Source organism: Mycobacterium shigaense (assembly GCF_002356315.1).
In the GTDB taxonomy this organism is placed as follows: domain Bacteria; phylum Actinomycetota; class Actinomycetes; order Mycobacteriales; family Mycobacteriaceae; genus Mycobacterium; species Mycobacterium shigaense.
This window is the reverse complement of record NZ_AP018164.1, coordinates 1,539,671-1,564,911: the sequence shown is the minus strand read 5'-3', so window position 1 is coordinate 1,564,911 and position 25,241 is coordinate 1,539,671. Positions and strand designations below refer to the sequence as shown.

General features: G+C 66.1%; 27 protein-coding genes and 1 pseudogene. 8 read left to right on the top strand and 20 right to left on the bottom strand.

What is annotated here, in order from left to right:
• Positions 1–88 precede the first annotated feature (88 nt).
• From MSG_RS07475 to ctaD, 5 genes and pseudogenes are all read right to left on the bottom strand, one after another.
• A pseudogene (locus tag MSG_RS07475) lies at positions 89–742 on the bottom strand (enoyl-CoA hydratase); the annotation flags it as partial.
• Complete coding sequence (locus MSG_RS07470; RefSeq protein ID WP_096438414.1) at positions 739–1,566, bottom strand: NUDIX hydrolase; 828 nt, start codon at positions 1,564–1,566, stop codon at positions 739–741. The pseudogene MSG_RS07475 and the gene MSG_RS07470, both read right to left, overlap by 4 nt.
• The gene (locus tag MSG_RS07465) at positions 1,563–2,435 is read right to left on the bottom strand and encodes an ABC transporter ATP-binding protein (RefSeq protein ID WP_096438412.1); all 873 of its coding nucleotides are present in this window, start codon (positions 2,433–2,435) and stop codon (positions 1,563–1,565) included. Before MSG_RS07465 ends, MSG_RS07470 begins: the two co-directional genes overlap by 4 nt.
• Positions 2,436–2,474: 39 nt before the next feature.
• Positions 2,475–3,710 carry a phosphoserine phosphatase SerB gene (gene serB / locus MSG_RS07460; protein ID WP_096438410.1) on the bottom strand — a complete coding sequence of 412 codons (1,236 nt, stop codon included), beginning with the start codon at positions 3,708–3,710 and terminating at the stop codon, positions 2,475–2,477.
• A 25-nt stretch (positions 3,711–3,735) separates the two neighbouring features.
• Positions 3,736–5,481, bottom strand: coding sequence for an aa3-type cytochrome oxidase subunit I (ctaD, locus tag MSG_RS07455; protein WP_096444195.1), 1,746 nt, complete (start codon positions 5,479–5,481; stop codon positions 3,736–3,738).
• Positions 5,482–5,722: 241 nt separating this feature from the next.
• Between ctaD and MSG_RS07450 the strand changes: the two genes are divergently transcribed.
• Positions 5,723–6,799 (top strand): iron-siderophore ABC transporter substrate-binding protein, encoded by a 1,077-nt coding sequence (locus MSG_RS07450; protein ID WP_096444193.1) that lies wholly within the window; start codon positions 5,723–5,725, stop codon positions 6,797–6,799.
• A 128-nt stretch (positions 6,800–6,927) separates the two neighbouring features.
• Positions 6,928–7,968, top strand: a complete 1,041-nt coding sequence (locus MSG_RS07445; RefSeq protein WP_096438408.1) for an NAD(P)-dependent alcohol dehydrogenase — start codon at positions 6,928–6,930, stop codon at positions 7,966–7,968.
• On the opposite strand, the gene MSG_RS07440 is transcribed toward MSG_RS07445, so the two are convergent.
• Both MSG_RS07440 and MSG_RS07435 read right to left on the bottom strand, forming a co-directional pair.
• Complete coding sequence (locus MSG_RS07440) at positions 7,957–8,370, bottom strand: DUF3349 domain-containing protein (protein ID WP_232011190.1); 414 nt, start codon at positions 8,368–8,370, stop codon at positions 7,957–7,959. The genes MSG_RS07445 and MSG_RS07440 overlap by 12 nt on opposite strands.
• 110 nt (positions 8,371–8,480) lie before the next feature.
• Complete coding sequence (locus tag MSG_RS07435) at positions 8,481–8,801, bottom strand: DUF3349 domain-containing protein (RefSeq protein ID WP_096438404.1); 321 nt, start codon at positions 8,799–8,801, stop codon at positions 8,481–8,483.
• A 238-nt stretch (positions 8,802–9,039) separates the two neighbouring features.
• Here MSG_RS07435 and MSG_RS07430 point away from each other — a divergent pair, with 238 nt between their 5' ends.
• Positions 9,040–9,366 carry a phosphate signaling complex PhoU family protein gene (locus MSG_RS07430; protein WP_142404462.1) on the top strand — a complete coding sequence of 109 codons (327 nt, stop codon included), beginning with the start codon at positions 9,040–9,042 and terminating at the stop codon, positions 9,364–9,366.
• A 29-nt stretch (positions 9,367–9,395) separates the two neighbouring features.
• Here MSG_RS07430 and MSG_RS07425 read toward each other — a convergent pair whose 3' ends face one another.
• The 5 genes from MSG_RS07425 to MSG_RS07405 form a co-directional block, all read right to left on the bottom strand.
• Entirely contained in the window at positions 9,396–9,689 is a 294-nt protein-coding gene (locus MSG_RS07425; protein ID WP_096438400.1) for a DUF3349 domain-containing protein, read from the bottom strand.
• A gap of 151 nt (positions 9,690–9,840) precedes the next feature.
• Entirely contained in the window at positions 9,841–10,311 is a 471-nt protein-coding gene (locus MSG_RS07420) for a hypothetical protein (RefSeq protein ID WP_170063145.1), read from the bottom strand.
• A gap of 56 nt (positions 10,312–10,367) precedes the next feature.
• Positions 10,368–11,342 (bottom strand): class 1b ribonucleoside-diphosphate reductase subunit beta, encoded by a 975-nt coding sequence (gene nrdF, locus MSG_RS07415; protein ID WP_181159149.1) that lies wholly within the window; start codon positions 11,340–11,342, stop codon positions 10,368–10,370.
• 156 nt (positions 11,343–11,498) lie between these two features.
• Entirely contained in the window at positions 11,499–12,641 is a 1,143-nt protein-coding gene (locus MSG_RS07410) for a glutathione-independent formaldehyde dehydrogenase (protein WP_096438396.1), read from the bottom strand.
• Positions 12,642–12,711: 70 nt separating this feature from the next.
• On the bottom strand, positions 12,712–13,314 hold the full coding sequence (locus tag MSG_RS07405; protein ID WP_142404461.1) for a TetR/AcrR family transcriptional regulator: 603 nt from the start codon (positions 13,312–13,314) through the stop codon (positions 12,712–12,714).
• A 92-nt stretch (positions 13,315–13,406) separates the two neighbouring features.
• Here MSG_RS07405 and MSG_RS07400 point away from each other — a divergent pair, with 92 nt between their 5' ends.
• From MSG_RS07400 to MSG_RS07390, 3 genes are read left to right on the top strand one after another with little or no spacing between them, the layout of a single operon-like run.
• Positions 13,407–14,984 (top strand): phytoene desaturase family protein, encoded by a 1,578-nt coding sequence (locus MSG_RS07400; RefSeq protein WP_170063144.1) that lies wholly within the window; start codon positions 13,407–13,409, stop codon positions 14,982–14,984.
• A 40-nt stretch (positions 14,985–15,024) separates the two neighbouring features.
• Complete coding sequence (locus MSG_RS07395; protein ID WP_096438390.1) at positions 15,025–15,471, top strand: SRPBCC family protein; 447 nt, start codon at positions 15,025–15,027, stop codon at positions 15,469–15,471.
• Positions 15,455–16,000, top strand: coding sequence for a TetR/AcrR family transcriptional regulator (locus MSG_RS07390; RefSeq protein WP_096438388.1), 546 nt, complete (start codon positions 15,455–15,457; stop codon positions 15,998–16,000). Before MSG_RS07395 ends, MSG_RS07390 begins: the two co-directional genes overlap by 17 nt.
• Here the strand turns inward: MSG_RS07390 and MSG_RS07385 are convergent.
• On the bottom strand, positions 15,975–16,544 hold the full coding sequence (locus MSG_RS07385; RefSeq protein WP_096438386.1) for a TetR/AcrR family transcriptional regulator: 570 nt from the start codon (positions 16,542–16,544) through the stop codon (positions 15,975–15,977). The genes MSG_RS07390 and MSG_RS07385 overlap by 26 nt on opposite strands.
• A 103-nt stretch (positions 16,545–16,647) precedes the next feature.
• On the opposite strand from MSG_RS07385, the gene MSG_RS07380 reads away from it, so the two are divergent.
• Positions 16,648–17,577, top strand: a complete 930-nt coding sequence (locus MSG_RS07380) for an SDR family NAD(P)-dependent oxidoreductase (RefSeq protein WP_096438384.1) — start codon at positions 16,648–16,650, stop codon at positions 17,575–17,577.
• Positions 17,578–17,579: 2 nt separating this feature from the next.
• Here the strand turns inward: MSG_RS07380 and MSG_RS07375 are convergent, their stop codons facing one another.
• The 4 genes from MSG_RS07375 to MSG_RS07360 all read right to left on the bottom strand — a co-directional run bounded on the left by MSG_RS07375 (position 17,580) and on the right by MSG_RS07360 (position 21,710).
• Positions 17,580–18,038 carry a universal stress protein gene (locus MSG_RS07375; protein ID WP_096438382.1) on the bottom strand — a complete coding sequence of 153 codons (459 nt, stop codon included), beginning with the start codon at positions 18,036–18,038 and terminating at the stop codon, positions 17,580–17,582.
• A gap of 29 nt (positions 18,039–18,067) precedes the next feature.
• Positions 18,068–19,633, bottom strand: a complete 1,566-nt coding sequence (locus tag MSG_RS07370; protein WP_096438380.1) for a flavin-containing monooxygenase — start codon at positions 19,631–19,633, stop codon at positions 18,068–18,070.
• Positions 19,634–19,791: 158 nt separating this feature from the next.
• Entirely contained in the window at positions 19,792–20,541 is a 750-nt protein-coding gene (locus MSG_RS07365) for a TetR/AcrR family transcriptional regulator (protein ID WP_096444189.1), read from the bottom strand.
• 113 nt (positions 20,542–20,654) lie between these two features.
• The gene (locus MSG_RS07360) at positions 20,655–21,710 is read right to left on the bottom strand and encodes an NAD-dependent epimerase/dehydratase family protein (protein ID WP_197705016.1); all 1,056 of its coding nucleotides are present in this window, start codon (positions 21,708–21,710) and stop codon (positions 20,655–20,657) included.
• Positions 21,711–21,764: 54 nt separating this feature from the next.
• On the opposite strand from MSG_RS07360, the gene MSG_RS07355 reads away from it, so the two are divergent.
• On the top strand, positions 21,765–22,154 hold the full coding sequence (locus MSG_RS07355) for a MerR family transcriptional regulator (RefSeq protein ID WP_096438378.1): 390 nt from the start codon (positions 21,765–21,767) through the stop codon (positions 22,152–22,154).
• Positions 22,155–22,172: 18 nt separating this feature from the next.
• Here MSG_RS07355 and nrdE read toward each other — a convergent pair whose 3' ends face one another.
• Genes nrdE through MSG_RS07340 form a run of 3 tightly spaced genes read right to left on the bottom strand, consistent with a single transcriptional unit; the run spans position 22,173 to position 25,025 of the window.
• Complete coding sequence (nrdE, locus tag MSG_RS07350; RefSeq protein WP_096438376.1) at positions 22,173–24,341, bottom strand: class 1b ribonucleoside-diphosphate reductase subunit alpha; 2,169 nt, start codon at positions 24,339–24,341, stop codon at positions 22,173–22,175.
• Positions 24,308–24,757, bottom strand: a complete 450-nt coding sequence (gene nrdI / locus MSG_RS07345; protein WP_096438374.1) for a class Ib ribonucleoside-diphosphate reductase assembly flavoprotein NrdI — start codon at positions 24,755–24,757, stop codon at positions 24,308–24,310. Before nrdI ends, nrdE begins: the two co-directional genes overlap by 34 nt.
• Positions 24,758–24,785: 28 nt before the next feature.
• On the bottom strand, positions 24,786–25,025 hold the full coding sequence (locus tag MSG_RS07340; protein WP_096438372.1) for a redoxin NrdH: 240 nt from the start codon (positions 25,023–25,025) through the stop codon (positions 24,786–24,788).
• Positions 25,026–25,241: the final 216 nt, after the last annotated feature.

The following is a 25,241-nucleotide window of genomic DNA, read 5'->3' as shown; positions in this document are numbered from 1 at the left end:
AAGGTCTGGCGCAGTGGGCTGATGCCCTCGCGGTTGACCTGACAACGCGCGGCACGGCCGCGCGTCAGAAATCCTGACCACCGGCCCCGAACACGGCGTTGATACCAGCCTTGGCGGCGGCCAGGGCATCGCGCGGACCATCGAGGAAGCGCCGCGCCCAGTTCGCCGCGGCGTCGTAGACGCCATCGGGGGCCACCATCTCGTCGATCAGGCCCAACGCCAGCGCCTCCTCGGCGTCGAAGAACCGGCCGCTGAACGCCAGCTCCTTGGCTTTGCTCTCCCCGGCGATCCGGGTCAGCCGCGCCAACCCACCCGGCACATGACCGGACAGGATCTCGGTCGCCCCGAACTTCACGTTGTCGCCGCTGACCCGCCAGTCGGCGGCCAGCGCCAGGCTCAGCCCGGCGCCCAACGCATATCCGGTGATCGCGGCCACCGTCGGCTTCGGGATGGCCGCGACGGCGTCGACGGCCCGCACGCGCACGCGGTCGGCGGCATCGGCCTCGGCCCCGGTGAGTCTCTCGAGCTCCGGCATGTCGTCGCCGGCGGAGAAGATCTGGTGTCCGCCGAACAGGATCACCGCCGCGACATCGTCGCGCTGCGCGAGTTCGTCTGCGGCGGAAGCGATTTCGCGATAGAGCTGCCGGGTCATGGCGTTGCTAGGCGGCCGCGACAACAGCAGCACGGCCAGCCCCGCATCCTGTGAACCGTCGCTGACGACGACGTGGACGAACTCGCTCAATGCCGCCAGCCCATCCCGCCCTTTTCCCGGGCCCGGTGGTAGCGGTCGGAGTCGAAGAACTCGAAGATCCAGTTGTCGCCCTGGATCTCCAAATGCGGCTGCACCGTGACGATTTGGCGTTCGACGGCCAGCACCTCCGCGACGGTTCGCCCTGCCAGCGAGTCCAGCTGGGTCCAGGTCGGCGGCAGCAGGAAGCACCGGCCCGCCTCGAACTCGTCGATGGCCGCCTGCGGCGTCGCCCATTGCGCGCGGTCGGATTCGCTGTTCTCGCCGTCGGCGCGCTGGCCCTCCGGGAGGGCGGCGACGAAGAAGTAGGTGTCGTAGCGGCGGGTGCGCTCGGCCTCGGGGGTGACCCAGTTGGCCCACGGCCGCAGCAGGTCGGCCCGCAGCACCAGGTTCTCGCGTCGCAGGAAGTCGGCGAACGACAGCGACCGCTCTGCCAGCGCCCGGCGGGCCTCCCCGTACACCGAGGCGTCGCGCACGATCCCGTCGGGTGACGAAAGGGATTGGTCGGCCGGCCCGGCGAACAGTACCCCGGATTCTTCGAAGGTCTCCCGGGCGGCGGCGCAGACCAGCGCCTCGGCCAGGTCGGGCTCTACGCCGAACCGCTGCGCCCACCACTCCGGCGGCGGTCCGGCCCAGGCGATCTCGGCGTTGCGGTCGCGGTCGTCGACGCCGCCGCCGGGAAACACCACCGTGCCCGCGGCGAACTCCATCTGCGCGTGCCGGCGCATCAGGAAGACGGCGATGCCCTTGCGCGATTCGCGGATCAACATCACAGTCGCCGCCGGCCGCGCTACCAACGGTTCGGGCGGTGTCGTCATTCGAGCCTCCGGTGAGCCGCACGGGTACGGACGCGCCGCGCGAAGTAGCGTCCGTCGACCACCTCCAGCGCGATCGACTGGCCGAATGCGGTCGACAGGTTTTCCGAGGTCAGTACATCAGGCAGCAGCCCCGCCGCCACCACTTGGCCCTCCGACAGCAGCAGGCAGTGGGTGTAGCCGGGTGGTATCTCCTCGACGTGGTGGGTGACCAGCACGATCGCCGGCGCATCCGGGTCGGCGGCCAGGTCGGTCAACCGGGCCACCAGTTCCTCGCGGCCGCCCAGATCCAGGCCAGCGGCGGGCTCGTCGAGCAGCAGCAGTTCGGGGTCGGTCATCAGCGCTCGCGCGATCAGCACCCGCTTGCGCTCACCCTCCGACAGCGTCCCGTAGGTGCGGTCGACGAGGTGCTCGGCACCCAGGCTCTCCAGCATGTCGGCCACCCGCTGGTAGTCGACGTCCTCGTACCGCTCCCGCCAGCGGCCCAGCACCGCGTACGCCGCCGACACGACAAGGTCGCGCACCACTTCGTCGCTGGGCACCCGCTGCGCCAGCGCCGACGAGCTGAACCCGATCCGCAACTTCAAATCGGAGACGTCGACGCGGCCCAGCCGCTCGCCAAGCACAAACGCCACGCCGGCGGATGGGTGCTCGAGCGCGGCAGCGATCCGCAGCAGCGATGTCTTGCCCGCGCCGTTGGGGCCGATGATGACCCACCGCTCGTCGAGTTCGACGGCCCAGTCCAGCGGGCCGACCATGGTGTGGCCGTCGCGGTGCAGCGACACATTCCTGAAGTCGATCAACAGATCCGGATCGGCTACGGCGTCATCAGTTTCGGGGCCGATGTCGGGCACGCGATTATCGTGCCGTATCGCGCCGCGGCGACAGTCCTCGGGTGGATGCGGCCATCGCTACTCCGACGGAATCTCGACGCGTTGCACGCCGAGGTCGCCGGCGTCGGCGGCCTCTATCTCGCCGCGGGTGACCCCGAGCAGGAACAGTAAGGTATCCAGGTAGGGGTGGCTCAGCGATGCGTCGGCCACCGCGCGCAGCGCCGGCTTGGCATTGAACGCGATGCCCAGCCCGGCCGCCGACAACATATCGATGTCGTTGGCGCCGTCACCGACGGCGACGGTCTGCTCCATCGGCACGCCGGCCTGCGCGGCGAAGTCCCGCAGCGCCTTGGCCTTGCCGGGGCGGTCGATGATGGGCCCGATGACGCGGCCGGTCAGCGTGCCGTCGACGATCTCCAGGTCGTTGGCAGCGACGAAGTCGAGCATCAGGTCGTGAGCCAGGGGTTCGATGATCCGCCGGAAACCGCCGGAGACCACGCCGCACCGAAAACCCAAGCGGCGCAACGTGCGTAGTGTCGTTCGGGCGCCCGGCATCAGCTCGAGCTGCTCGGCCACCTCGTCGATCACGGTGGCGGGCAGGCCGGCCAGCGTGGCCACCCGCTGGTGCAGCGACTCCGCGAAATCCAGCTCGCCGCGCATCGCCGCGTCGGTGATCGCCGCGACCGCGCCCTCGGCACCCGCGCGGGCCGCCAGCATCTCGATGACCTCACCCTGAACCAGAGTGGAATCGACGTCGAAAACCACCAACCGCTTGGCTCGGCGCTCCAGGCTGTAGTCCTCGACCGCGATGTCGACGCGCTCGGCGGACGAGACCCGGTTCAGCGTGGTCCGCAGTGCGCCGTCGGTCCCCGGCGGCACCGACACCCGCAACTCCAAGCCGGTCACCGGGTAGTCGGAGACCCCGCGGATCAGGTCGATGTTGACGCCCAGCGCCGCGACCTCCTGGGCCACCGCACCGAATGCCGAGGCGGTGATCGGGCGGCCCAGCACGTAGATGGTGTGGGTGGACGGGTCCTGGATGATCGGCACGTCGTCGCTGCGCTCGATGGTGACGTCGAGGCCCACCGCGTGGATGGCGTCCTCGACGCCGTCGCCGACCACGATGCTTTCCGCGACGTCCGGCGGGCAGGACACCAGCACGCCCAGCGTCAGCCGGCCCCGGATCACCACCTGCTCCACGTTGAGCAATTCGATGCCGTGCCCGGACAGGGCCGCAAAGAGGGCCGATGTGACGCCTGGCTGATCCACACCGGTGACGGTGATCAGCACCGACACCTTGGGTGGTGTGTTCACCCGCGATTGCCCCCGCTACGGGCCATCAGCTGCGGACGTCGACGTCGTCGAGCCGGGTGACGTCGTGCCCCTCGGCGCCGTGCGCCCGGCCGACGTGCGACTCGGCGCGCATCCGCTCCACCATGTGCGGGTAGTGCAGCTCGAAGGCGGGGCGCTCGGAGCGGATGCGCGGCAGCTCGGTGAAGTTATGCCGCGGCGGCGGGCAACTGGTCGCCCACTCCAGCGAGTTGCCGTAGCCCCACGGGTCGTCGACCGTGACGACCTCGCCGTAGCGCCAGCTCTTGAAGACGTTCCAGACGAACGGGAACATCGACGCGCCCAGGATGTAGGCACCGATCGTGGAGACCACGTTGAGGCCCTGGAACCCGTCGGTCGCCAAGTAGTCGGCGTAGCGGCGCGGCATGCCCTCGTCACCCAGCCAGTGCTGGACCAGGAACGTGGTGTGGAAACCGATGAACGTCAGCCAGAAGTGCAGCTTGCCCAGGCGCTCGTCGAGCAGGCGGCCGGTCATCTTGGGGAACCAGAAGTAGATACCGGCGTAGGTGGCGAACACGATCGTGCCGAACAGTACGTAGTGGAAGTGCGCGACGACGAAATAGCTGTCGGTGACGTGGAAGTCCAGCGGCGGGCTGGCCAGCAACACGCCGGTCAGGCCGCCCAGCAGGAAGGTGACGATGAACCCGACCGAGAACAGCATCGGCGTCTCAAAGGTCAACTGGCCCTTCCACATTGTGCCGATCCAGTTGAAGAACTTGATCCCGGTCGGCACCGCGATCAGATACGTCATGAACGAGAAGAACGGCAGCAGCACGGCTCCCGTGGCGAACATGTGGTGCGCCCACACCGCCACCGACAGCGCGGCGATCGACAGCGTCGCGTACACCAGCGTGGTGTAGCCGAAGACCGGCTTGCGGGCGAACACCGGGAACACCTCGGTGACGATGCCGAAGAACGGCAGGGCGATGATGTACACCTCAGGGTGGCCGAAGAACCAGAACAGGTGCTGCCACAACAGAACTCCGCCGTTGGCCGGGTCGTAGACGTGAGCGCCGAGGTGGCGGTCGGCGGCCAGCCCGAACAGCGCCGCGGTCAGCAGCGGGAACGCGATCAGAATCAGAATGGACGTCACCAGGATGTTCCAGGTGAAGATCGGCATCCGGAACATCGTCATGCCCGGCGCGCGCATACACACGACGGTGGTGATCATGTTGACCGCACCCAGGATGGTGCCCAGACCGGCGACGGCCAGGCCCATGATCCACAGGTCGCCGCCGGGACCGGGCGAATGAATCGCGTCCGTCAGCGGGGTGTAGGCGGTCCAGCCGAAGTCGGCGGCCCCGCCCGGGCAGATGAAGCCGGCCATGCCGATCGCGGCGCCGAACAGGAACAGCCAGTACGAAAACGCGTTCAGTCGCGGGAAGGCCACGTCGGGGGCGCCGATCTGCAGCGGCAGCACCAGGTTGGCGAACCCGAATACGATCGGGGTGGCATAGAACAGCAGCATGATCGTGCCGTGCATGGTGAACAGCTGGTTGAACTGCTCATTCGACAGGAACTGCAGACCGGGTGCCGCCAGCTCGGTGCGCATCAGCAGCGCCAGAATGCCGCCGATCAAGAAGAAGGCGAAACATGTGACGCAGTACATGATGCCGATCAACTTGTGATCGGTAGTGGTGATCATCTTGTAGATCAGGTTGCCTTTGGGACCCGTCCGGGCCGGGTACGGGCGGCTGGCCTCGAGTTGTGCCAAGGGGGGCGCTTCGGCTGTCAACAGCTCCTCCAAACATCCACAAACGGACTCCGGACCCAGAACCCGGTAACGGTTGAAATCTTAGCCCCCTGACAGGGCGCGGGCAGGGCTGGTCCTACAAACTGTGGTAATTCGTTGTCGGCGCGCGGGCGGCGGGCTCGGCAGACCGGTTCCCAGCTGGCCGGATGTTAGCGTCGGACACGTGCAATCCGGCGGGAGGCGACCCACACCGAGGCCCAGCAGCAGCCCCACCGAGGGACGCCTGAGGGCCGCCGCCGCGATCGCCGCCGTCGCCGTGGTGTGCAGCGGTTGCGGGTCGTCACAGCCCACCCCGAAGGGGTCCGCGGGCCACTCGCTGGTCACGCCGACCACCCAGATCGCGGGGGCCGGGGTGCTGGGCAACGACCGCAAGCCCGACGAGTCGTGCGCCCGCGACGCCGCCGCGGCCGATCCGGGGCCCGCGATGCGACAAGCCCGCAACGCGGCGGGCGTCACCCCCGCCACCGTGGAGGTTCCCGCCGAGGCGCAGCGGATCGTGGTGCTCTCCGGTGACCAGCTCGACGGGCTGTGCGCGCTGGGCCTGCAGTCCCGCATCGTCGCCGCCGCGATACCCGACGGCTCCCCGGGCCAGCCCACCTACCTGGGCAACGCGGTGCACGTCCTGCCCGGCGTCGGCACCCGCGGCAATCCCGACCTGAAGGCGGTCGCCGCGGCGCGTCCCGATCTCATCCTGGGCTCGCAGGGCCTCACGCCCAAGCTGTACCCCAAGCTGGCGGCCATCGCACCGACGGTGTTCACTGGGCCGCCGGGGGCGGCCTGGGAGGACAATCTGCGGGGCCTGGGCGCCGCCACGGGACGCGACGATGCCGTAGAGGGGCTGATCAAGGGTTTCACCGCGCGAGCAGCGCAGATCGGCACCGCGCACGATGCCGCACACTTCCAGGCCTCGATCGTGCAGCTGACGCCCACCACCCTGCGGATCTACGGCGCCGGCAACTTTCCGGCCAGCGTGCTGTCCGCGGTCGGCGTCGACCGGCCCGCCGCGCAGCGGTTCACCGACAAGCCGTACATCGAAATCGGGGCTACCGACTCAGATCTCGCGAAGGGGCCGGATCTTTCGGCGGCCGATGCCGACGTCGTCTACCTGTCGTGCACCTCACCGGCCGCCGCCGACCGTGCCGCCGTCCTGCTGGACAGCGATCCCTGGCGCAAACTCTCGGCCAACCGCGACAACCGGGTCTACATAGTCAACGACCAGATATGGCAGTCGGGTGAGGGCGTGATCGCGGCCCGGGGCATCGTGGACGACCTGCGTCTGGTGAACGCCCCGATCAACTGACACCAGAGCGCCGATGCGCGCAGACGGTCATAAGCTCGAAAATGTGCGCTGCTCGCCGCCGACTGGCCACCGAACCTTACCTTAGCTAAGCTTTTTGAAGACGGTTTCGACATGAAGAGGAATTCCTGATGAGCACTGTTTCGGCCTACGCCGCCACCTCGGCGACCGGACCCTTGACCAAAACCACCATCGAGCGGCGCGAGCCCGGCCCGCACGACGTGGCGATCGACATCAAGTTCGCCGGCATCTGCCACTCCGACATCCACACCGCCAAGGCCGAGTGGGGCGTGCCGAACTACCCGCTGGTCGTCGGCCACGAGATCGCCGGCGTGGTGAGCGCCGTCGGCTCCGAGGTCACCAAGTACCAGCCGGGCGACCATGTCGGCGTCGGCTGCATGGTGAATTCCTGCGGCCACTGCAGCAGCTGCCAGGCTGGACTGCAGAACTACTGCAAGAACGGCGCGACGTTCACCTACAACGCCGTCGACAAGGACGGCACCATCACCCAGGGCGGCTATAGCCAGGCCATCGTGGTCGACGAGAACTTCGTCCTGCGCATCCCCGACTCGCTGCCGCTGGACAAGGCGGCGCCGCTGCTGTGCGCGGGCATCACGCTGTTCTCACCGCTGCGGCACTGGAAGGCCGGCGAGGGCACCCGGCTGGCGATCATCGGCCTGGGTGGCCTCGGGCACATGGGCGTGAAGCTCGGCGCGGCGATGGGCGCCGAGGTGACCGTGCTTTCGCAATCGCTGAAGAAGATGGAAGACGGAATTCGCTTGGGCGCCAAGCATTATTACGCCACCGCCGAACGCGAGACCTTCAAGGAGTTGCGCAGCAGCTTCGACCTCATCCTGAACACCGTCTCGGCGAACCTAAAGCTCGACGACTACGTGGGCCTGCTCGACGTCGACGGCACGCTCGTCGAATTGGGCATCCCCGAGCACCCCATGCAGATCGGGGCGTTCCCGCTGGCGCTGGCGCGCCGCAGCCTGTCCGGGTCGAACATCGGCGGGATCCCGGAAACCCAAGAGATGCTGGACTTCTGCGCCCAGCACGACGTGACCCCCGAAATCGAGGTCATCGAAGCGGCCTACGTCAACGAGGCGTACGAGCGGGTGCTCGCCAGCGACGTCCGCTACCGCTTCGTCATCGACATCTCAACCCTGTGAGGCGGTCTCCGAAACGTCGTGCAGACAGCAGATGCCTTCGGCGGCCTCCCCGTGCTCGTCACCGGGAATCACCTCGCTGACGTCGATCCCGGCCAGCGGCCACCCGGCGGCGGCCAGCGTCGCGGCCACCCGAATGATGTTGTCCCGCCCGGCGTCGTAATGAGTGACCTGGGAGATGAAGTCCGAAATCTCGCCCTTGTTGATCGGGTCGTCGGGATTCGGATGCGTCTTCTTGAGGTTGGCCACCACCTCGCGGAGTTGCTCTTCGGTCAGTGGTGTGCTGCTCAATAGCGCGAACAACGGCACCTGGTCCGCCCCGGGAACGCCTTGCGGGTAGCCGACGTCCAGCCAGCGGATCACCGAGCGGAGGAAGTTCGTGTGCTTGTGAGTGTGAGTCGACACCCCATCAGTCTCGCGGTAGGGGCTTACCCTGGCTCCGGAGCACCGCCACTATTCATGCGCCGTTCATGACCTGAACATCTTCACCAGGCAATTCGCCGGGCGACGCGCCGCTAGTCGTCGGTACTCACCGGCCAGCCGCCCAGCTCCGCCAAATGACGCTGAACGCGTTCCATATCGGCCGGGGACGGGAGTTCATCGGTGATCCGGGTGATGGCCGCGCCGATGTCGGCGATGTCGATCGTGAAGTCGCGCAGGTCGCCTCCGGCCGCCAGCTGGCTGGCCACGGCCGCGATCTCCTCGTCGGTGAGCCGGCGGCGCAGCAGCGCGACAAGCGGGATGTAGTCGGTTTGCGGCACGCCCTGCGGGTACCCGGCGCGAATGAAAGCCACGAACCTGACCACCAACTCGCTGAGCTGCACCTGACACCCCATTTTGATTCCTGCCGTTCGGCTCAACTTACCCGCGCGTTGCCTGCCGGCGCCTGTCGCAGCGGTCTAGCGTTGACTCCCGTGCGCACGGCGTCCACCACCAGCTCGACGCGCTGGCCCGCGCTGTCGCGGACATGATGGAGCGCCCCCGTCGCGATCGATCTGCGGGCGGTGCTGGCGAGCATGCAGAATGTCGCCGACGTCGGCGAGATGGGCGCGCTGGCCCGGCACGTCGCCGAGCTTGCCGGCACCCCGAGCCCCGCGGTTCCGAGCCGACGTCAATGGCTACTTCGCCGAAATGGGCCGCATCGCAGTGGATCTCAGCCGCAACGCCAAAGACGTTGTGCTGTCCGGAAATCCGCGCCCTGCCAGCCAACTAGCGTACGGCGACGCGATGGACGAGTTACACGGCCTGCTGTTCTCGGTGGTGTTGGACAAGCGGTGCCCCCACACCGTGCCCGTCGCGGTCGACACCACGTTGCTGAGCCGCCACTACAAGCGTTTCGCCGACCACTCGGTGGGTCCGCGGATCCTCTTCCAAACGACGGGCGAGTCCCGTACTGCTTGAAAGCCAAGTAGCCCTACGCCTTTCGTGGACTAGACGGCGTCGGCCGCCCAGCCCGCACTCTCCAGCCGGGCCCGCACTCGGTCGAGATCTTCGGCGGACGGCACTTGGTCGGTCAGCTGCGTGATGGCCGTGCGTATCTCGCCGGTCTCGACCCTCGAGTTGTCGCCCGGCGCCAGCTGAGCGGCGATCGCCGACACCTCGTCCTCGGTCAGCCGATGCCGGAGCAACGCCAGCAGCGGGTAGTAATCGGTCGGCGGGACGCCCTCCGGATAGCCGGCGTGGATGAATGCCAGTACCCGGGCCGCGACATCGCTGAGACTCATTCTTGGTACCCCTTTGTCAGTGTGAACCAAGCTGCGGGGTCAGCGTACCCGGGTCGGGCCGGGAGCACCCCTCAGAGACGCCCCCGGCCCGGTAGGCAGACGGGTTCCCCGCATGTCGCGGTTTATCACGCACGACACCCGAACAAATCCGCTAACTGTGCTCCGCACGCAGGGCGTCCATCGCCAGGTTGTTGAGCAACTGCCGGCCGACGGCGGTACGCAGTTGGGGCAACATCGCCGAGACGACGCCGGCGGTGGTGAGCGCGAGGCGCACCAGGCCATCGGGCGTCGCGGCGGCGTCGCGGAGCACCTCATTCTCGGCGTCGAGATCTTCGGAATGCTGAGCCATGGCGATCCGCGCCACCAGCCGGTTGTCGTCGTCGAGTTCGATCTCGTCGACGGTGGCCGCCACGGTCAGCATGGCGCCGATCTCCGCGAGCTCGTCCGCTTCGCACAATTGCGACGCCAGTTGCCACAGGATCGACACGGTAGCGCGGATCAGCTGTGCAAGCCGGTCGAGCGGAATGACTTCGTCGTCGAGGACGACGCGCATGCTCGCGACGTCGCCGCGCTCGCCGTGCTGAATCAGCGCCAATGCACGACGGAAGTCCGCCGCGCCCACCGGATCGTCACCACTCATCCCGCCCATCCTGCCCCAGCGGGATCGCGGCCTGCCGCTTAGAAGTCCCAGTCCTCGTCTTCGGTGACGACGGCCTTGCCGATCACGTACGAGGAGCCCGACCCGGAGAAGAAGTCGTGGTTCTCGTCGGCGTTGGGCGACAGCGCGGACAGGATCGCCGGGTTGACGTCGGTCTCGTCGCGCGGGAACAGCGCCTCGTAGCCGAGGTTCATCAGTGCCTTGTTGGCGTTGTACCGCAAGAACTTCTTGACGTCCTCGGTCAGGCCGACCTCGTCGTAGAGGTCCTGGGTGTACTCCACCTCGTTGTCATAGAGCTCGAAGAGCAGCTCGTAGGTGTAGTCCTTGAGCTCCTGCCTGCGCGCGTCGTCAACGAGCGCCAGGCCCCGCTGAAACTTGTAGCCGATGTAGTAGCCGTGCACGGCCTCGTCGCGAATGATCAGCCGGATCATGTCGGCGGTGTTGGTCAGCTTGGCCCGGCTCGACCAGTACATCGGCAGGTAGAAGCCGGAGTAGAACAGGAAGCTCTCCAGCAGCGTGGAGGCCACCTTGCGCTTCAGCGGTTCGTCGCCGCGGTAGTACTGCATCACGATCTCGGCCTTGCGCTGCAGGTTGGGGTTCTCCTCCGACCAGCGGAACGCGTCGTCGATCTCCGCCGTCGAGCACAGGGTGGAGAAGATCGAGCTGTAGCTCTTGGCGTGCACCGACTCCATGAACGCGATGTTGGTATAGACGGCCTGCTCGTGCGGGGTCAGCGCGTCGGGAATGAGGCTGACCGCCCCGACGGTGCCCTGGATGGTGTCCAGCAGCGTCAGCCCGGTGAACACGCGCATCGTCAGCTGCTTCTCACTGGCGGTCAGCGTCCCCCACGAGGGCAGGTCGTTGGACACCGGCACCTTCTCGGGCAGCCAGAAATTCCCGGTCAGCCGGTCCCAGACCTCGGCATCCTTCTCGTCTTGCACCCGGTTCCAGTTGATCGCCGACGCGCGGTCGATCAGCTTCATGTTTTCGGTCACCAGAACCCCACTTCACACACTGTTTTTGCCGGAGGGACATCAGGCTCCAGACACTACCCCTGGGGTACGACAACCCGGGGCAACACAAGAAGTTGTGTTTTACGTGTCGCGAACTCCAGATTAGGCCGGATTCCGGATCAACGGGCCGAACGAGGGTCAGCCCCGGTCGGGATTGAGCACGACTGTCGTCCAGGCCGGGTCGCGATTGCCGCAATGCCGGTAGGCGTCCGGCGCCTCAGCGAGCCCCAGGTTGTGTGACACCAGCCGCGACGGCGTCGCCTTGTTTTCGTGGATGAGGTCACGCAGATACCGGCTGTAGGTCCTGACGTCGGCCTGGCCGGCCGCCATGGTCTGCCCCTTCAAGAAGAACGTCCCGAAATCGAAGACCACCCGACCCTGCTTCGCCAATTCGTCTGCGACGCCGGGGTCTTGCGGGATGAAGCTGCCGACCACACCGATGCCACCGGTCGGGCGAACGACATCGATGAGCGCATTGATCGTCAGGCTCGACTGCTCACTGCCGCTGGGATCGAGCGCCCGGTAACCGACGGCCTCGACGCCGCGGTCCACTCCTTCGCCGCCGGTGAGGTCCTTGATGTGCTCCACGGCGTCGATCCGACCCGCATCGATGCCGATGGCGCCGAACTTTTCCGCCAAGGCCAGCCGCTCGGTGTTGTAGTCGATGACGAAAACCTGTGTCGCACCTTGGATCAACGAGGAGTAGGCGGCCATGATGCCGATCGGTCCCGCGCCGTAGACCGCGACGCGATCGCCGGGCTCCATCTGCGCGAGTTGGGTCCCGTGCCAGCCGGTGGGAAAGACCGCGGCGAGCATCACGTAGTCGTTTTCCTTGTCGACGCTGTCTTCGGGCAGCTTGAGCGCGTTGAAGTCCGCGAACGGCACGCGCAGGTACTCGGCCTGTCCGCCGCTATAGGGCCCCATGTTCGGGTATCCGTAGGTACCCCCCGCCGCCGGCGGATTCACCGTGCGGCAGAAGCCGGTCGCGCCGTCCGCACAGTTCTTGCAAAACCCGCAGCTGACATTGATGGGCAGGCACACCCGGTCGCCGGGGCGGAGTTTGCGGACCGCGGGGCCGACTTCGACGACCTCGCCGAGGTTTTCGTGGCCCATCACCGTTCCCGGTTTCAGGTCCGTCCGGCCCTCGTACATGTGCAGGTCGGGGCCGCAGATGGTCGATGCGGTGATCTTGACGATGACGTCGGTGGGCCGCTCAATGAACGGGTCGGGGACGTCTTCGATAGAGACATCCCGCTCCCCGTTGTACACCACAGCCCGCATCGCCACCCTCCCCCAAGAAGACAGATTCGGGACGGGGTACCCCGTGACGCCGAATTCAATCCTGAGCTGGCTAGTCGAGCCCGGCGTGCCGCAGCGTCGACGTAAGGCCGTCCTCCAGCGTGCGCAGCGCGATGTCGGTGAGGCGGCTCAGTTCGTCGATGTCGTGTCCGCCCTTGCTCATCCAAGTTTCCAGCGAGGCGAACACCGCGGTCGCCAGGCTGTGCGCCGCGATGTCGGCGATCATCGCCCCGTCGGCGGTGGGCTTGGAGCGCTCGTGGATGAAGCGGCTGATCTCGTCGGCCACCTGATCGCGCATCCGCCGGATGTGCGTGGTGATGATGTCCTGGTCGAGATCGCGCGACCGGATCGTTGCCGCCTCACGAACCATCGCAAAGTCGAAAGGAAAGGCGTCCACGGCTTTTCGCACCGACGCGGTGATGGGTTCGCCGTGCGGGCGCAACGCGAGCGCGCGGGCGAACCACTCGAAGCCGATGTCGTAGTCGGCGAAGATGACCGCGTGCTTGGACGGGAAGTGGCGGTAGAACGTCCGCTCGGTCACCCCGACGTCCGCGGCGATGTCGGACACGCTGGTCTGGTGCACGCCATCGGCGACGAAGCGTTTCATCGCCGCCTGTATCAGCGCCTGCCGCGTCCGTTGACTACGAGATTCCACGCCCTAAGCAGACACCAAATGTCAGCATTGACGCAAATATGTCAGGTGTGACATTGTGCGTTGAGTCCCGGATCATACCGCGAGGAGTCAGCATGTCGGACTACGACGCAATCGTCATCGGAGCAGGTCACAATGGCTTGGTCGCCGCGAACGTGCTGGCCAAGGGCGGCGCAAAGGTGCTGGTGCTGGAACGCGCGCACTTCCTCGGGGGTATGGCCGCCACCCGCGAACTGTTCGACAGGTACAAGCACAGCGTCGGCGCGTGGGCGGTGCTGATCTGGCGCCAGGAGATGACCGAGCGCCTGGAGCTCACCAAGTGGGGCTTCGAGCTGATGGATCAGTGGACCTCGACGTGCACCTTCGGCGACGCGCAGGACGCCCCCTTCGTGATGTACAACGACCTCGAGCGGATGGGGCGCCATCTGCTCGAGGACCACGGAGCCGACGTCGCGACGGCCCTGGGCGGATTGTTCGCCCACATCGGCCGGTTCGCACCCTATTTCGTCGACTCGGCGTTCGGGCCCCCGCTGGACATCATCGAGGTGATCGCCTCGCAGCCCACGCCCGAGGATCGCCACGACTTCGCCCAGATGTGGTACGGCAGCACGATGGACACGGTCCGGCGTTTCCTGGCGCCGGACCAGGGCCGCTGCATCCAGGGCTCACTGGCCGCGATGTCGATCGACGCGTTCGACGGGGGCCCCTGGACGCCGGGCTCGAATGCGTCCACGCTGTACCACTACCTGATCGGCGGCGGCAATGTCGAATACATCATGCCGCGCGGCGGAATCGGCTCGCTAAGCACTGCGCTGTGCCGGCGTGCCGAGTCGCTCGGCGCGCAGGTGCAGCTAAAGCAGCATGTGAAGGAGATCCTGGTCGAGGGCGGGCGCGCCACCGGAGTCCAATTGCGCTACGGCACAACGATTTCCGCCGACGCGGTGCTGTCCTCACTCGACCCGTACACCACGTTCGTCAATCTGGCCGGCGCGCAGCACTTTCCGCCCGACTACATCCGCAAGATCAAAGAGATCAACTTCAACCTCGGCTACATCCAGGCCCATCTCACCATCGACCAAGCACCGCAATGGATCGAGCGGCTGCAGCCCTACATGCACGACAACGGCCACTGGTGTCCGACGGTCGCGTATGCGCCGTCGCCGGAATACATCAGCGACGCCTGGGAGCAATACCGCAAAGGCCAGCTGCCCGACGCCCCGCCCACGTATCTGTACATCCCCAGCATGGTTGACTCGTCGCTGGCGCCCGAAGGCAAGCACAGCGCAACGATTTTCACGCCCTACTTCCCCACCGGACTCGATGCCGACGAAAACCGGAGCTGGAAGGAGCAGTACGCCGACACCTGCGTGCAGATCTTCGACACGTATGCGCCGGGCTTCGCCGACTCCGTCACCAACCGGGTGGTGTTCTCCAACCGCTACTTCGGCAGCACCTTCAGCGCGCACGCCGGCGACTACTCGCATGGGCTGCTGCAGCCCAACCAGCTGTGGACCGGCCGTGTCGTGGAGGGGGCCGACAAGTTCGCCACGCCGGTCGACGGGCTCTACCTGTGTGGCCAATGCACCCACCCCGGCCCGGGCGTGACCGGCATCCCCGGCTGGAACGGCGCCGAGGCGGCGCTCCAACACCTCGACGCCCGCGTGCAGGCGTAGGCCTGTTCAACGGAGCACGCTTCTATGTACCATTTGGTACATGTTTACCGAAGACAGCATCGAGATCGCCGCGGCGGCGCAACTGGTCTGGGATGTCTTCAGCGACGTCGAGCACTGGCCCGAGTGGACCACCTCGGTGACGTCGCTGACTGGGCTGGACGGGCCCGTCCTGGCCGTCGGGAGGCGGTTTGCGATCAACCAGCCCGGCATGAAGAAGCTGGTCTGGGAGGTGACCGAGATCGAACCGGGGGCGTCCTGGACCTGGGTGACGCGCTCCCCTGGCGTCCTGGTCACCGCCCAGCACTACGTCACTGCCCGACCCGGTGGACCCACCCTGGTACACCAGCAACTCGACCAGCGGGGCCTCCTCGGCGCACTGGCCGGACGGCTGATGGCGAAGAAGACCAGGCGCTTCCTCGAACTGGAGGCCCACGGTCTCAAGGCCCGCTCTGAGCAGCTCAGCCGGACCAATGGTTCGCACGCCTGACCTGCAACGGCGGCGGCAACTGCTCGATGCGCTCGTCGAGGAGTTCGCGTCCGGCGGCGTCGGCGGCCGCTCGCTGCGCGAGGTGGCCGAGGCCGTCGGCACCAGTCATCGAATGCTGTTGCACCACTTCGGCTCTCGCGATGATCTGCTGATGGCGATCGTCGCGGAGGTCGAGCGCCGCCAGCAGGCCCTGCTGCCGGAATTGCCGAGCACCCCGGCCGAGAGCTTCGCCGCGATGTGGGCCGACGTCCGGCGGCCCGAACTGCGCCGGCTGGAGCGGCTCTTCTTCGAGTGCTACGCCCGCGCGGCCCAGGGCGAGGAGCCGTTCGCCCGCATGGTTCCCGGCGCGGTCGACGGCTGGCTCGCCGAGGTCGAGCGGGTCACCGGCGCCACGTTCGACCCCGCCTTCGCCCGGCTCGGGCTGGCCGTGATCCGGGGCCTGGTGCTGGACCTGGTGGCCACCGACGACGAGGCCGGCGTGGACGCGGCGGCGCGTGCCTTCGTCACGCTCTTGGCAATACCGAGATGAGCGTGTCGACGAGTTCCTCGGCGTTGGTCTGCCACTTGTCCAGATCCATGTGGCCGCTCAGGTCCAATCCGGTGATGCCGTGGGCGCTGGTCAAAAGCAGTGCGCCATAACGGCTCGCCTGGGCCGGACCGGTGATGCGGCCCACGATGTCGAGGAACAGGCCTTGCGCACGTTCGGCCGCCTGCCTCGCCTCGGTCGGATCGCCCGCGGGCGGGACGAACATCAGTCGGTACAGGTGTGGCCGCGCGCGGCCGATGGCGATCAGCGACAGCAGACCTGACCGCAGAGACGCCGTCGGCGAGTCACCACTGTTGACCAATGCCTCGAGCGCGTCACCCAGTTCGCTCAGGGCATTGGTGGCCAGGACCGCGAGCAGCGAGTCCTTGTCGGCGAAGTGGCGATAGGCGGCGGAGCGCGAGACACCGGCACGCGCTCCGACCTCGCGCAGCGTCACCGCCTCGACGCCACCCAGATCGAGCAGCGTCCCCGCCGCCTCCAGCAGCGAACGGCGCGTCGCCGCGGCACTTTCGGCTCGTGTCGTCACGCGCCGAGCATAAGCCCCCCTTCTGAGTTGACAACGTCAACTCAGACGTCTAGCTTCAGTTGACAACGTCAACTCAACCACCGCCGATTTCTTTGGAGACCTCATGACTTCCGCGAATCACTCCCCCCGTCACGAGCTGATCGTCGTCACCGGCGCCTCGACCGGCATGGGCGCCGCCACGGCTAAGGAACTGGCCCGCAGGGGTTTTCACGTGCTAGCCGGCGTCCGCCGCGAGGCCGACGGCGAGGCACTGGCGGCCAACGGGCCAGACGGGCTCGAACCGCGCATCCTTGACATCACCGTCGAATCGGACGTGGCCGCGATCGCCGACCGGGTCGCACGAGATCCCCAGCGCCGCCCGCTTCGCGCGCTGATCAACAACGCCGGCATCGCTGTCAACGCGCCGGTCGAGACACTGCCAATTGACCAGTGGCGCAAACAGTTCGAGGTCAACCTGTTCGGTCATATCGCGATGACTCAGGCGCTGCTGCCGGCCCTGTTACACAGCTCGGGCACCGTCGTGAACATCAGTTCCGTCGGCGGCAAGGTGGTCTTGCCGACGTATGGCGCATACGCCGGTTCGAAGTTCGCGCTGGAGGCCGTCAGCGACGCCCTGCGCCGCGAACTCGGCGGTACCGGGATCAAGGTCGTCGTCATCGAACCCGGAGCGGTCAAGACCGAGATGGCCGAGCGCGGAATCGCCACCGCGGAGGGACTGATGACGAACATGACCACAGCCCAGCTGGCGCGCTACGACGATCTCGCCGCCGCCGTCACGGCTCAGGCCCGATCGTTCGGCCAGGACGGCGTCTCGGCCGAGCACGCGGCAAAGATCATCGCCAAGGCCGCCACCACATCTCGCCCCCGGACGCGCTACACCATCGGTCGCGACGCCGCGATTCTGCTGCGGGTCAACCGCATAGTGTCCGACCGGGTGCTGGACCGCATCGTGCGGCTGAGCCTCCGGTCGTTTGCGAAAGGCCCGAAGTCGGGCGAACAACTAAGCGCCGCAACGGCTTCAGCCGACGGCTAGCCTCACTCGGAGGTGTGGACGATGAGGACGTCGGTCTTGGCTTTGCGGGAGACCTCGGAGGGGACTGATCCCAGCAGCCGCCCGGCGACGCTGTTGAGCCCGATGTTGCCGACGACCAGCAGGTCGGCAAGGACTTCCTCGGCAAGCTGCACCAGCGCGGTGATGGGGGCGCCGACGACCGACTTCCCCTCCACGTTCCTGGCCCCGGCTTGATGCGCCCGCTCCTTGGCGGTCTGCAGGATCGCGTAATAGGGGGCCTCGCCCACTGTCCGGTAGTCCCGACCGTGGTCGCTGCCCGGCGGGATGGCGTAGCGGCCGCGTTCCTCGGGGACGGGCAGATGCGCCGTCACGACGATCAACTTCGCGCCGTGTTCCGCGGCGACCGCCGCCGCGCGGTCCACCGCACGCAGCGACGAGTCCGAGCCATCGGTGCCGACGACGACGGTCTGATAAGCGCCCATTTCCCCCCTAGGCTAAGCCCGACGGCGGGTCAAATGGTAGCGGCAACCGCGCGGCCGTTGGCCCGTGCGGCGCTGCCCACGCCGAAGAACTCGTACTCGGCCCGCCTTATCGCGCGGGTGTCTCGCCAATACTCCCAGGTGTAACCGCCCCACAGCACGGTGTTCTTGCCGTGCTCGTCGAGATACCAGCTGCTGCAGCCGCCGCTGTTCCACACGGACGGGCCGAGCCTTTCCTGCAGCTCGTCGTTGAACCGGTCCTGTGCGGCGCGGGTCGGGGCCAGCGCCTGGGCGCCCAGCTTGTCGCAGGTCTTGATCGCGTCCGCGACGTAGCGGATCTGGGATTCGATCATGAACACCACTGAGTTGTGCCCCAGCCCGGTGTTCGGACCCAGCAGGAAGAACAGGTTGGGCATACCGGCGACGGTGATGCCGCGATGCGCGCCGATGCCTTCCCGATTCCAGCGATCGACCAGGTCCTCCCCGTCGCGCCCCTTGATCTGGACGTAGGTGTAGGAGTCGGTGACGTGGAAGCCGGTGCCGTAGACGATCACGTCTGCTTCCCGTAGGGTCTCGCGGCCTGTGCCGTCGGTGGTGACGATGCCGTCGCGGGTGATCCGGGTGATGCCGTCGGTGATCAGGTCGGTCTTCGGATCGGCGACCGCGCCGTAATAGGTGGACGAGTTCAGGATTCGCTTGCAGCCGATCCGATAGTTCGGAATCAGCTTGCGCCGCAACTCGCGATCCTTCACCGAACGGCGGATGTTGTATTTGCAGTACGCCTCAATGAATTTCAGCAGGTTCGGCCGCTTGGTCATGCCGACGGCCAGCGCCTCCTGACCCCAATAGATCGCTGCTCGCACCAGCGCGCGCAGGCCGGGGACGTTCTGCATGGCCGAGCGCACCGCGACGGGCAGCTCGGGGTTGGACCGCGGCACCACCCACGGCGGAGTGCGTTGGTAGAGCTGGAGTTCGGCGACGTCCTTGACGATCTCGGGCACGATCTGGATCGCGCTGGCACCGGTACCGATCATCGCGACCCGCTTGCCGGTGAGATCGACGCTGTGATCCCACTGCGCGGAATGAAAAGCGGCGCCCTGGAATTCGTCGCGGCCCTCAATGTTGGGGATCGACGGGATGTGCAGCGCACCGGCACCCGAAATCAGGAACTGCCCGACGAACTCGCGCCCGTCGGCGGTGAACACGTGCCAGCGGTGCTCGTCGTCGTCCCAATGGCCCCGATCGACCAGCGAGTTGAACTCGATGTAGCGGCGCAGCCCGTACTTCTCGGTGACGCCCTTGAGGTAATCCCAGATCTCGGGCTGATAGGAGAACGGGTTCTTCCAGTCCGGCTTGGGTTCGAACGAGAACGAATACAGATGCGACGGAATATCACAAGCGCACCCGGGATAGCTGTTGTCGCGCCAGGTGCCGCCGACATCGGCGGCCTTTTCCAGGATCACGAAGTCGACGCCCTGCTGCTGCAGCTTGATCGCCATGCCCAGGCCGGAGAACCCGGTCCCGATGATGATGGCGCGCGTATGCACCGGCTGGTGCGCCGCGGACGTCGACTCGGCTTGTGTCAGTGCATCGGTCACAGTGGATCGGTCTTCCTCGTGGGGCCCGGCTCAGGTCGGGTGTCGGCCAGCGGCCCTTCGGTTACCCGCAACCGGCCGACGTAAATACCCAGTACCAAGGGTATCGGATACGACGAGTGTTGACGAAAGCCCGGGCGATGTCAACGGGACTTTGGTCCTCAGCTGGCCGCGGGGCTGCTGCGCACGGCGCTGTGCACAGGCCGGTCAGGGTCCACCGCGATGCCCAGGGCCTCGGCGGTGCCGACGATGACGCCCATCATGATGGTGGTCAGGTGGGCGACGAACTGCTCGCGCGGCATGCGTCGCGGGCTGTCCGGATCGGGGCCCAACCACCACTCGGTGGACGACGCGGCCGAGCCGAATGCCGCGTGGGCGGCCAACTCGAAAGCCGCATGGTCGAGCTTGAAATCCTTCAGTTCGTTGTCGAACATGTCGGCCATGGCCAGCGTGATCTCGCGGCCCTCGTTCAGCGTGCGCAGGGTCGCCTCGGTGGGCGACCCTGACCGCGACTGAATGAAGACCCGCAGCACGTTGGGGTGCTGGTCGACCAGGGTGACGTATTCCTCGACGCTGCGTCGGACGATCTCGCGGGCCGAGTCGTCGGCCAGGTTGATCGACGGGAAGATCGCGGCCCACAGCATGTCGCGCAGCCGCTCGCCGATCGCCTCGAACAGATCGGACTTGTCGTGGAAGTGCCGGTAGATCTTGGGCTTGGCGGTGCCGGCCTCCTCGGCGATCTCCCGCACGGACAGCTCGGGCCCGAGGCGGTCGATCGCGCGGAACGCGGCTTCGACGATTTCGCAGCGCACCTTCTTGCGGTGTTCACGCCAGCGCTCGCTGCGCGCGTCGACCTTGGCCCCGGGCTTGACGCTGGGGTGGGGTCGAGATGGTCGGGGCACTCTCACCACATCAAGCACCATACCGCGCTGCGGGCGCTGACCTGGGCAGACTTGCTAGGCGACTGCTCGCGGTATGCACCGGTCATCCCTGGCAGCCCAAGCGCAGCGCTTCCGGCGACGCGCTAGACGAGTTCGAGTTCGATCAGACTTTGCGCTGTCTGCAGTAGCGAGATGGCCGCTGGCCGCGTCGTCCAGCCGAGAATTCGCCGCGCCTTGGCCGAGCTCACTGGTTGCTCGTTATCCAGCCGCGGCACCAAGTCCTGCATCAATCCGCTCACCAGCGCGCCGGCTTTGACGAAGGTGTTCGGCAGTGTGCGGCGCGGCACCTTCTTCGCCCTGGCGCCCAGGTTGTCACGCAGTATCGCGGCGATGTCTTTGAGCCAGAAAAACTCGCCCGAGCCGATGAAACGCTCCCCAAGGGCCTTCGGGGATGTCATTGCAAGAAGGTGAAGTTCGACGATGTCGCGGACGTCGACGATGTTCCATCCGATGCGGGGAATCGCCGGCAGCTTGCCGCCGAGCATCATGGCGACCGCGTCGACCGAACCGGAGTAATCGACGCCGAGGACCGGCCCCTGCATGAAACATGGCAATACCGTGCTCAGTTCGAGATCTCCGACAGACTCAGCAAACGACCATGCTTCTCGTTCGGCAACGGTTTTGGCGCGGGCATATTCATCTGAAGATGTGACCGACACGTCCCGCCAAATCGTCTCTTCAGCGATCCGGCCCGAATTCTTCTGCGGCACCGCAGCTTCGGCTGAAGATGTCGGGACGACGCGACGCACACCGGCGGCGCGCGCGGCGTGCAGAACTCGCCGGGTGCCCTCCACAGCAGGACTCACGAGGTCAGTTCCGCGATATTCTCCGACGGGCATTGGCGACGCGACGTGCAAGACGAAGTCCGCCCCCGCGGCCGCCTGATCCCAGCCGGCATCCTCGAGCAGGTTTGCCTGCACAAAGGCGAGTCGGTCGGGAGCGGTCGTTTGGGTCGCGATCATCGATCGCACCAGGTCTTCCCGCGCGATGTCGCGGATCGTCGTGCGGACGTGGTAACCGCGCCGGAGCAATTCGACGATGGTCCAGCTGCCTAGGTAGCCGGAACCGCCAGTCACGAGGACCATCTGATGCCCAGCCTGCGCATCGGGGTGCTCGCGACCCCGTGGTGTGGTGATCACAGTCGCCGACCGTAAACCTTGACGTTAGCGTTAACGTCAAGGTTGACTTCGGTTATGCGGATTGGCGAGTTGAGCAGGGCAACCGGCGTTAGCACCCGCGCCCTGCGCTATTACGAGGATCAGGGCCTCTTGGGCAGTCAGCGACGATCCAATGGATACCGCGAATACAGCCCCGAGGCCGTGCGGATCGTCGCGTTTATTCAGGATCTCTATCGCGCCGGTCTACCGTCGAAGGTGATCCGCGACATCCTGCCGTGCACCCAAACGCCGGGGCCCGCGACCGAATGCTCGGCGCTACTGGAACGCATCCGGCAGGTACGCGACGAGCTAGCTTCGAAGGAGCGGCGCATCGCCGAACGACGGCAGACCCTTGAGGCCTATCTTGCCGGGCCCGATGCGCCGCGCGGGCTTGAACCGACTAGCGCAACTCGGGTCAGCGGCTGATGTCGCGGTCTGACGCCACTACAGCATGCAGGAGACGCAGCCCTCGACCTCGGTGCCCTCCAGCGCCATCTGCCGCAGCCGGATGTAGTAGAGCGTCTTGATCCCCTTGCGCCACGCGTAGATCTGCGCCTTGTTGACGTCACGGGTGGTCGCGGTGTCCTTGAAGAACAACGTCAGGCTCAGCCCCTGGTCGACGTGCTGGGTGGCCGCCGCGTAGGTGTCGATGATCTTCTCGTAGCCGATCTCGTAGGCGTCCTGGTAGTACTCCAGGTTGTCGTTGGTCAGATACGGCGCAGGGTAGTAGACGCGGCCGATCTTGCCTTCCTTGCGGATCTCGATCTTGCTCGCCACCGGGTGGATCGAGCTGGTCGAGTGGTTGATGTAGCTGATCGACCCCGTCGGCGGCACGGCTTGCAGGTTCTGGTTGTAGATGCCGTGCTGCCGCACCGATTCCTTCAGCCGCTTCCAGTCGTCCTGCGTCGGGATGCGAATGTCCGCCTCGGCGAACAACTCCCGTACCCGCGCGGTCGCCGGCTCCCAGACTTGGTCGGTGTACTTGTCGAAGAACTCACCCGACGCGTACTTCGACTTCTCGAACCCGCCGAACCTGCTACCGCGCTCGATCGCAATGCGATTCGACGCGCGCAGCGCGTGGTAAAGCACGGTGTAGAAGTAGATGTTGGTGAAGTCGATGCCCTCTTCGGAGCCGTACAGGATGCGCTCGCGAGCCAGGTAGCCGTGCAGGTTCATCTGGCCGAGTCCGATCGCGTGAGATTCGTTGTTGCCCTGCTCGATCGAGGGCACCGACCAGATGTGCGTCTGGTCGCTCACCGCCGTCAACGCGCGGATAGCCACCTCGATGGTCTGAGCGAAGTCCGGCGAGTCCATAGTCTTGGCGATGTTCAGCGAGCCCAGGTTGCACGAAATGTCCTTGCCCACTTTGGCATACGACAGGTCCTCGTTGAACAGCGACGGCGTGGACACCTGCAGGATCTCCGAGCACAGGTTCGAGTGGGTGATCTTGCCCTCGATCGGGTTGGCGCGGTTCACCGTGTCCTCGTACATGATGTACGGGTAGCCGGACTCGAACTGCAGCTCGGCCAGCGTCTGGAAGAACTCGCGCGCCTTGATCTTCGTCTTGCGGATGCGCGCGTCGTCGACCATTTCGTAGTACTTCTCGGTGACCGAGATGTCGGCGAACGGCACGCCGTAGACCCGCTCGACGTCGTACGGCGAGAACAGGTACATGTCCTCGTTCTTCTTGGCCAGCTCGAAGGTGATGTCCGGGATCACCACGCCCAGGCTCAGCGTCTTGATCCGGATCTTCTCGTCGGCGTTCTCGCGCTTGGTGTCTAGGAATCGGTAGATGTCCGGGTGGTGTGCGTGCAGGTACACCGCGCCGGCGCCCTGACGGGCCCCGAGCTGGTTGGCATAGGAGAACGAATCCTCGAGCAGCTTCATGATCGGGATGACGCCCGAGCTCTGGTTCTCGATGTTCTTGATCGGGGCACCGTGCTCGCGAATGTTGCTCAGCAGCAAAGCAACTCCACCCCCGCGCTTGGACAGTTGCAGCGCCGAGTTGATCGATCGCCCGATCGACTCCATGTTGTCCTCGATACGCAGCAGGAAGCACGACACCGGCTCGCCGCGCTGCTTCTTGCCCGAATTCAGGAAGGTCGGGGTGGCCGGCTGGAACCGGCCGTCGATGATCTCGTCGACGAGCTTTTCGGCCAGCGCGGTGTCCCCGGAGGCGAGCGTGAGCGCGACCATCACGACGCGGTCCTCGAACCGCTCCAGGTAGCGCTTCCCGTCGAACGTCTTCAGCGTGTACGAGGTGTAGTACTTGAACGCGCCGAGGAACGTCGGGAACCGGAACTTCTTGGCGTAGGCCCGGTCGAGCAGCGTCTTGACGAAGTTGCGCGAGTACTGGTCGAGCACCTCACGCTCGTAGTAGTTCTCCTTGATCAGGTAGTCGAGCTTCTCGTCCTGATTGTGGAAGAACACCGTGTTCTGGTTGACGTGCTGCAGGAAGTACTCGTGTGCAGCCTCGCGGTCCTTGTCGAACTGAATCTTGCCGTCGACGTCGTACAGATTCAGCATCGCGTTGAGCGCGTGGTAATCCGTCTCCCCCGGCAGCGCGTGGGCTCCGGCGATTACAGGCTCTGCAGCTGTGGCGGTTGGTGGCACGTCTGGTCCTTCCAGAATTCTTCCAGGCCCACGCGGACGGCGTCGACGTCGTCCGGGGTTCCCATCAGTTCGAAGCGGTAGAGGAACGGAACGCCGCACTTACGGGACACCACATTGCCCGCGTAGGCGAATTCCGCGCCGAAGTTGTTGTTGCCCGCGGCGATGACGCCGCGGATCAACGAACGGTTGTGCTCGTTGTTCAAAAAGGCGATGACCTGTTTGGGGACGTAACCACCGTTGTTGATGTTCGGGGTGGCGCGGCCGCCGCCATAGGTCGGCAGTATCAGCACGTACGGTTCGTCGACCTCGATGCGGCCGTGCAGCGGGATCCGCGTGGCGGGAACACCCAGCTTTTGGACAAACCGGTGGGTGTTCTCCGACACGCTGGAGAAATAGACCAGGTTGCGCGAGTGCACCGCAACCTCCTTACTTGTCGTACGCCCGCTAGGCGCTGAGCGCCGCCGACGCGAGGGCCTTGATGCGGTCGGGCCGGAAGCCGGACCAGTGGTCGTTTCCTGCCACCACGACGGGTGCCTGCAGATAGCCCAGGGCCATCACGTAGTCACGCGCCTCGGAGTCCAGGCTGATGTCGACCGTGTTGTAGTCCAGGCCCTGTTTGTCCAAGGCTTTGTAGGTCGCGCTGCACTGCACGCATGCCGGCTTGGTGTACACGGTGATGCTCATATGAGCCGCTCCTTTGCGGAAGGTCGATACGACGGACTGGCAACTGCTTTGGAGTAATACGTTCAGCGTCCCGCCAAGCCCCGGGATTCCCGTTGCGCCGCTGTCGGTGCGAAGTGCGGACTTCGGCACGTTCGAGCTGTCTCCGGGGAGCTTCGCCAAGCCCGGTCCGCTTGGCGATGCAGGGATCTGTCGGTGTTCGAAACACTACACCTAGTG

Coding starts and splice junctions, on each gene's coding strand:
- MSG_RS07470 (WP_096438414.1), bottom strand. CDS start 1,566: ATGACGACACCGCCCGAACCGTTGGTAGCGCGGCCGGCGGCGACTGTG.
- MSG_RS07445 (WP_096438408.1), top strand. CDS start 6,928: ATGAGCACTGTTTCGGCCTACGCCGCCACCTCGGCGACCGGACCCTTG.
- MSG_RS07435 (WP_096438404.1), bottom strand. CDS start 8,801: ATGGGGTGTCAGGTGCAGCTCAGCGAGTTGGTGGTCAGGTTCGTGGCT.
- MSG_RS07425 (WP_096438400.1), bottom strand. CDS start 9,689: ATGAGTCTCAGCGATGTCGCGGCCCGGGTACTGGCATTCATCCACGCC.
- MSG_RS07410 (WP_096438396.1), bottom strand. CDS start 12,641: ATGCGGGCTGTGGTGTACAACGGGGAGCGGGATGTCTCTATCGAAGAC.
- MSG_RS07400 (WP_170063144.1), top strand. CDS start 13,407: ATGTCGGACTACGACGCAATCGTCATCGGAGCAGGTCACAATGGCTTG.
- MSG_RS07395 (WP_096438390.1), top strand. CDS start 15,025: ATGTTTACCGAAGACAGCATCGAGATCGCCGCGGCGGCGCAACTGGTC.
- MSG_RS07390 (WP_096438388.1), top strand. CDS start 15,455: ATGGTTCGCACGCCTGACCTGCAACGGCGGCGGCAACTGCTCGATGCG.
- MSG_RS07380 (WP_096438384.1), top strand. CDS start 16,648: ATGACTTCCGCGAATCACTCCCCCCGTCACGAGCTGATCGTCGTCACC.
- MSG_RS07375 (WP_096438382.1), bottom strand. CDS start 18,038: ATGGGCGCTTATCAGACCGTCGTCGTCGGCACCGATGGCTCGGACTCG.
- MSG_RS07355 (WP_096438378.1), top strand. CDS start 21,765: ATGCGGATTGGCGAGTTGAGCAGGGCAACCGGCGTTAGCACCCGCGCC.
- MSG_RS07340 (WP_096438372.1), bottom strand. CDS start 25,025: ATGAGCATCACCGTGTACACCAAGCCGGCATGCGTGCAGTGCAGCGCG.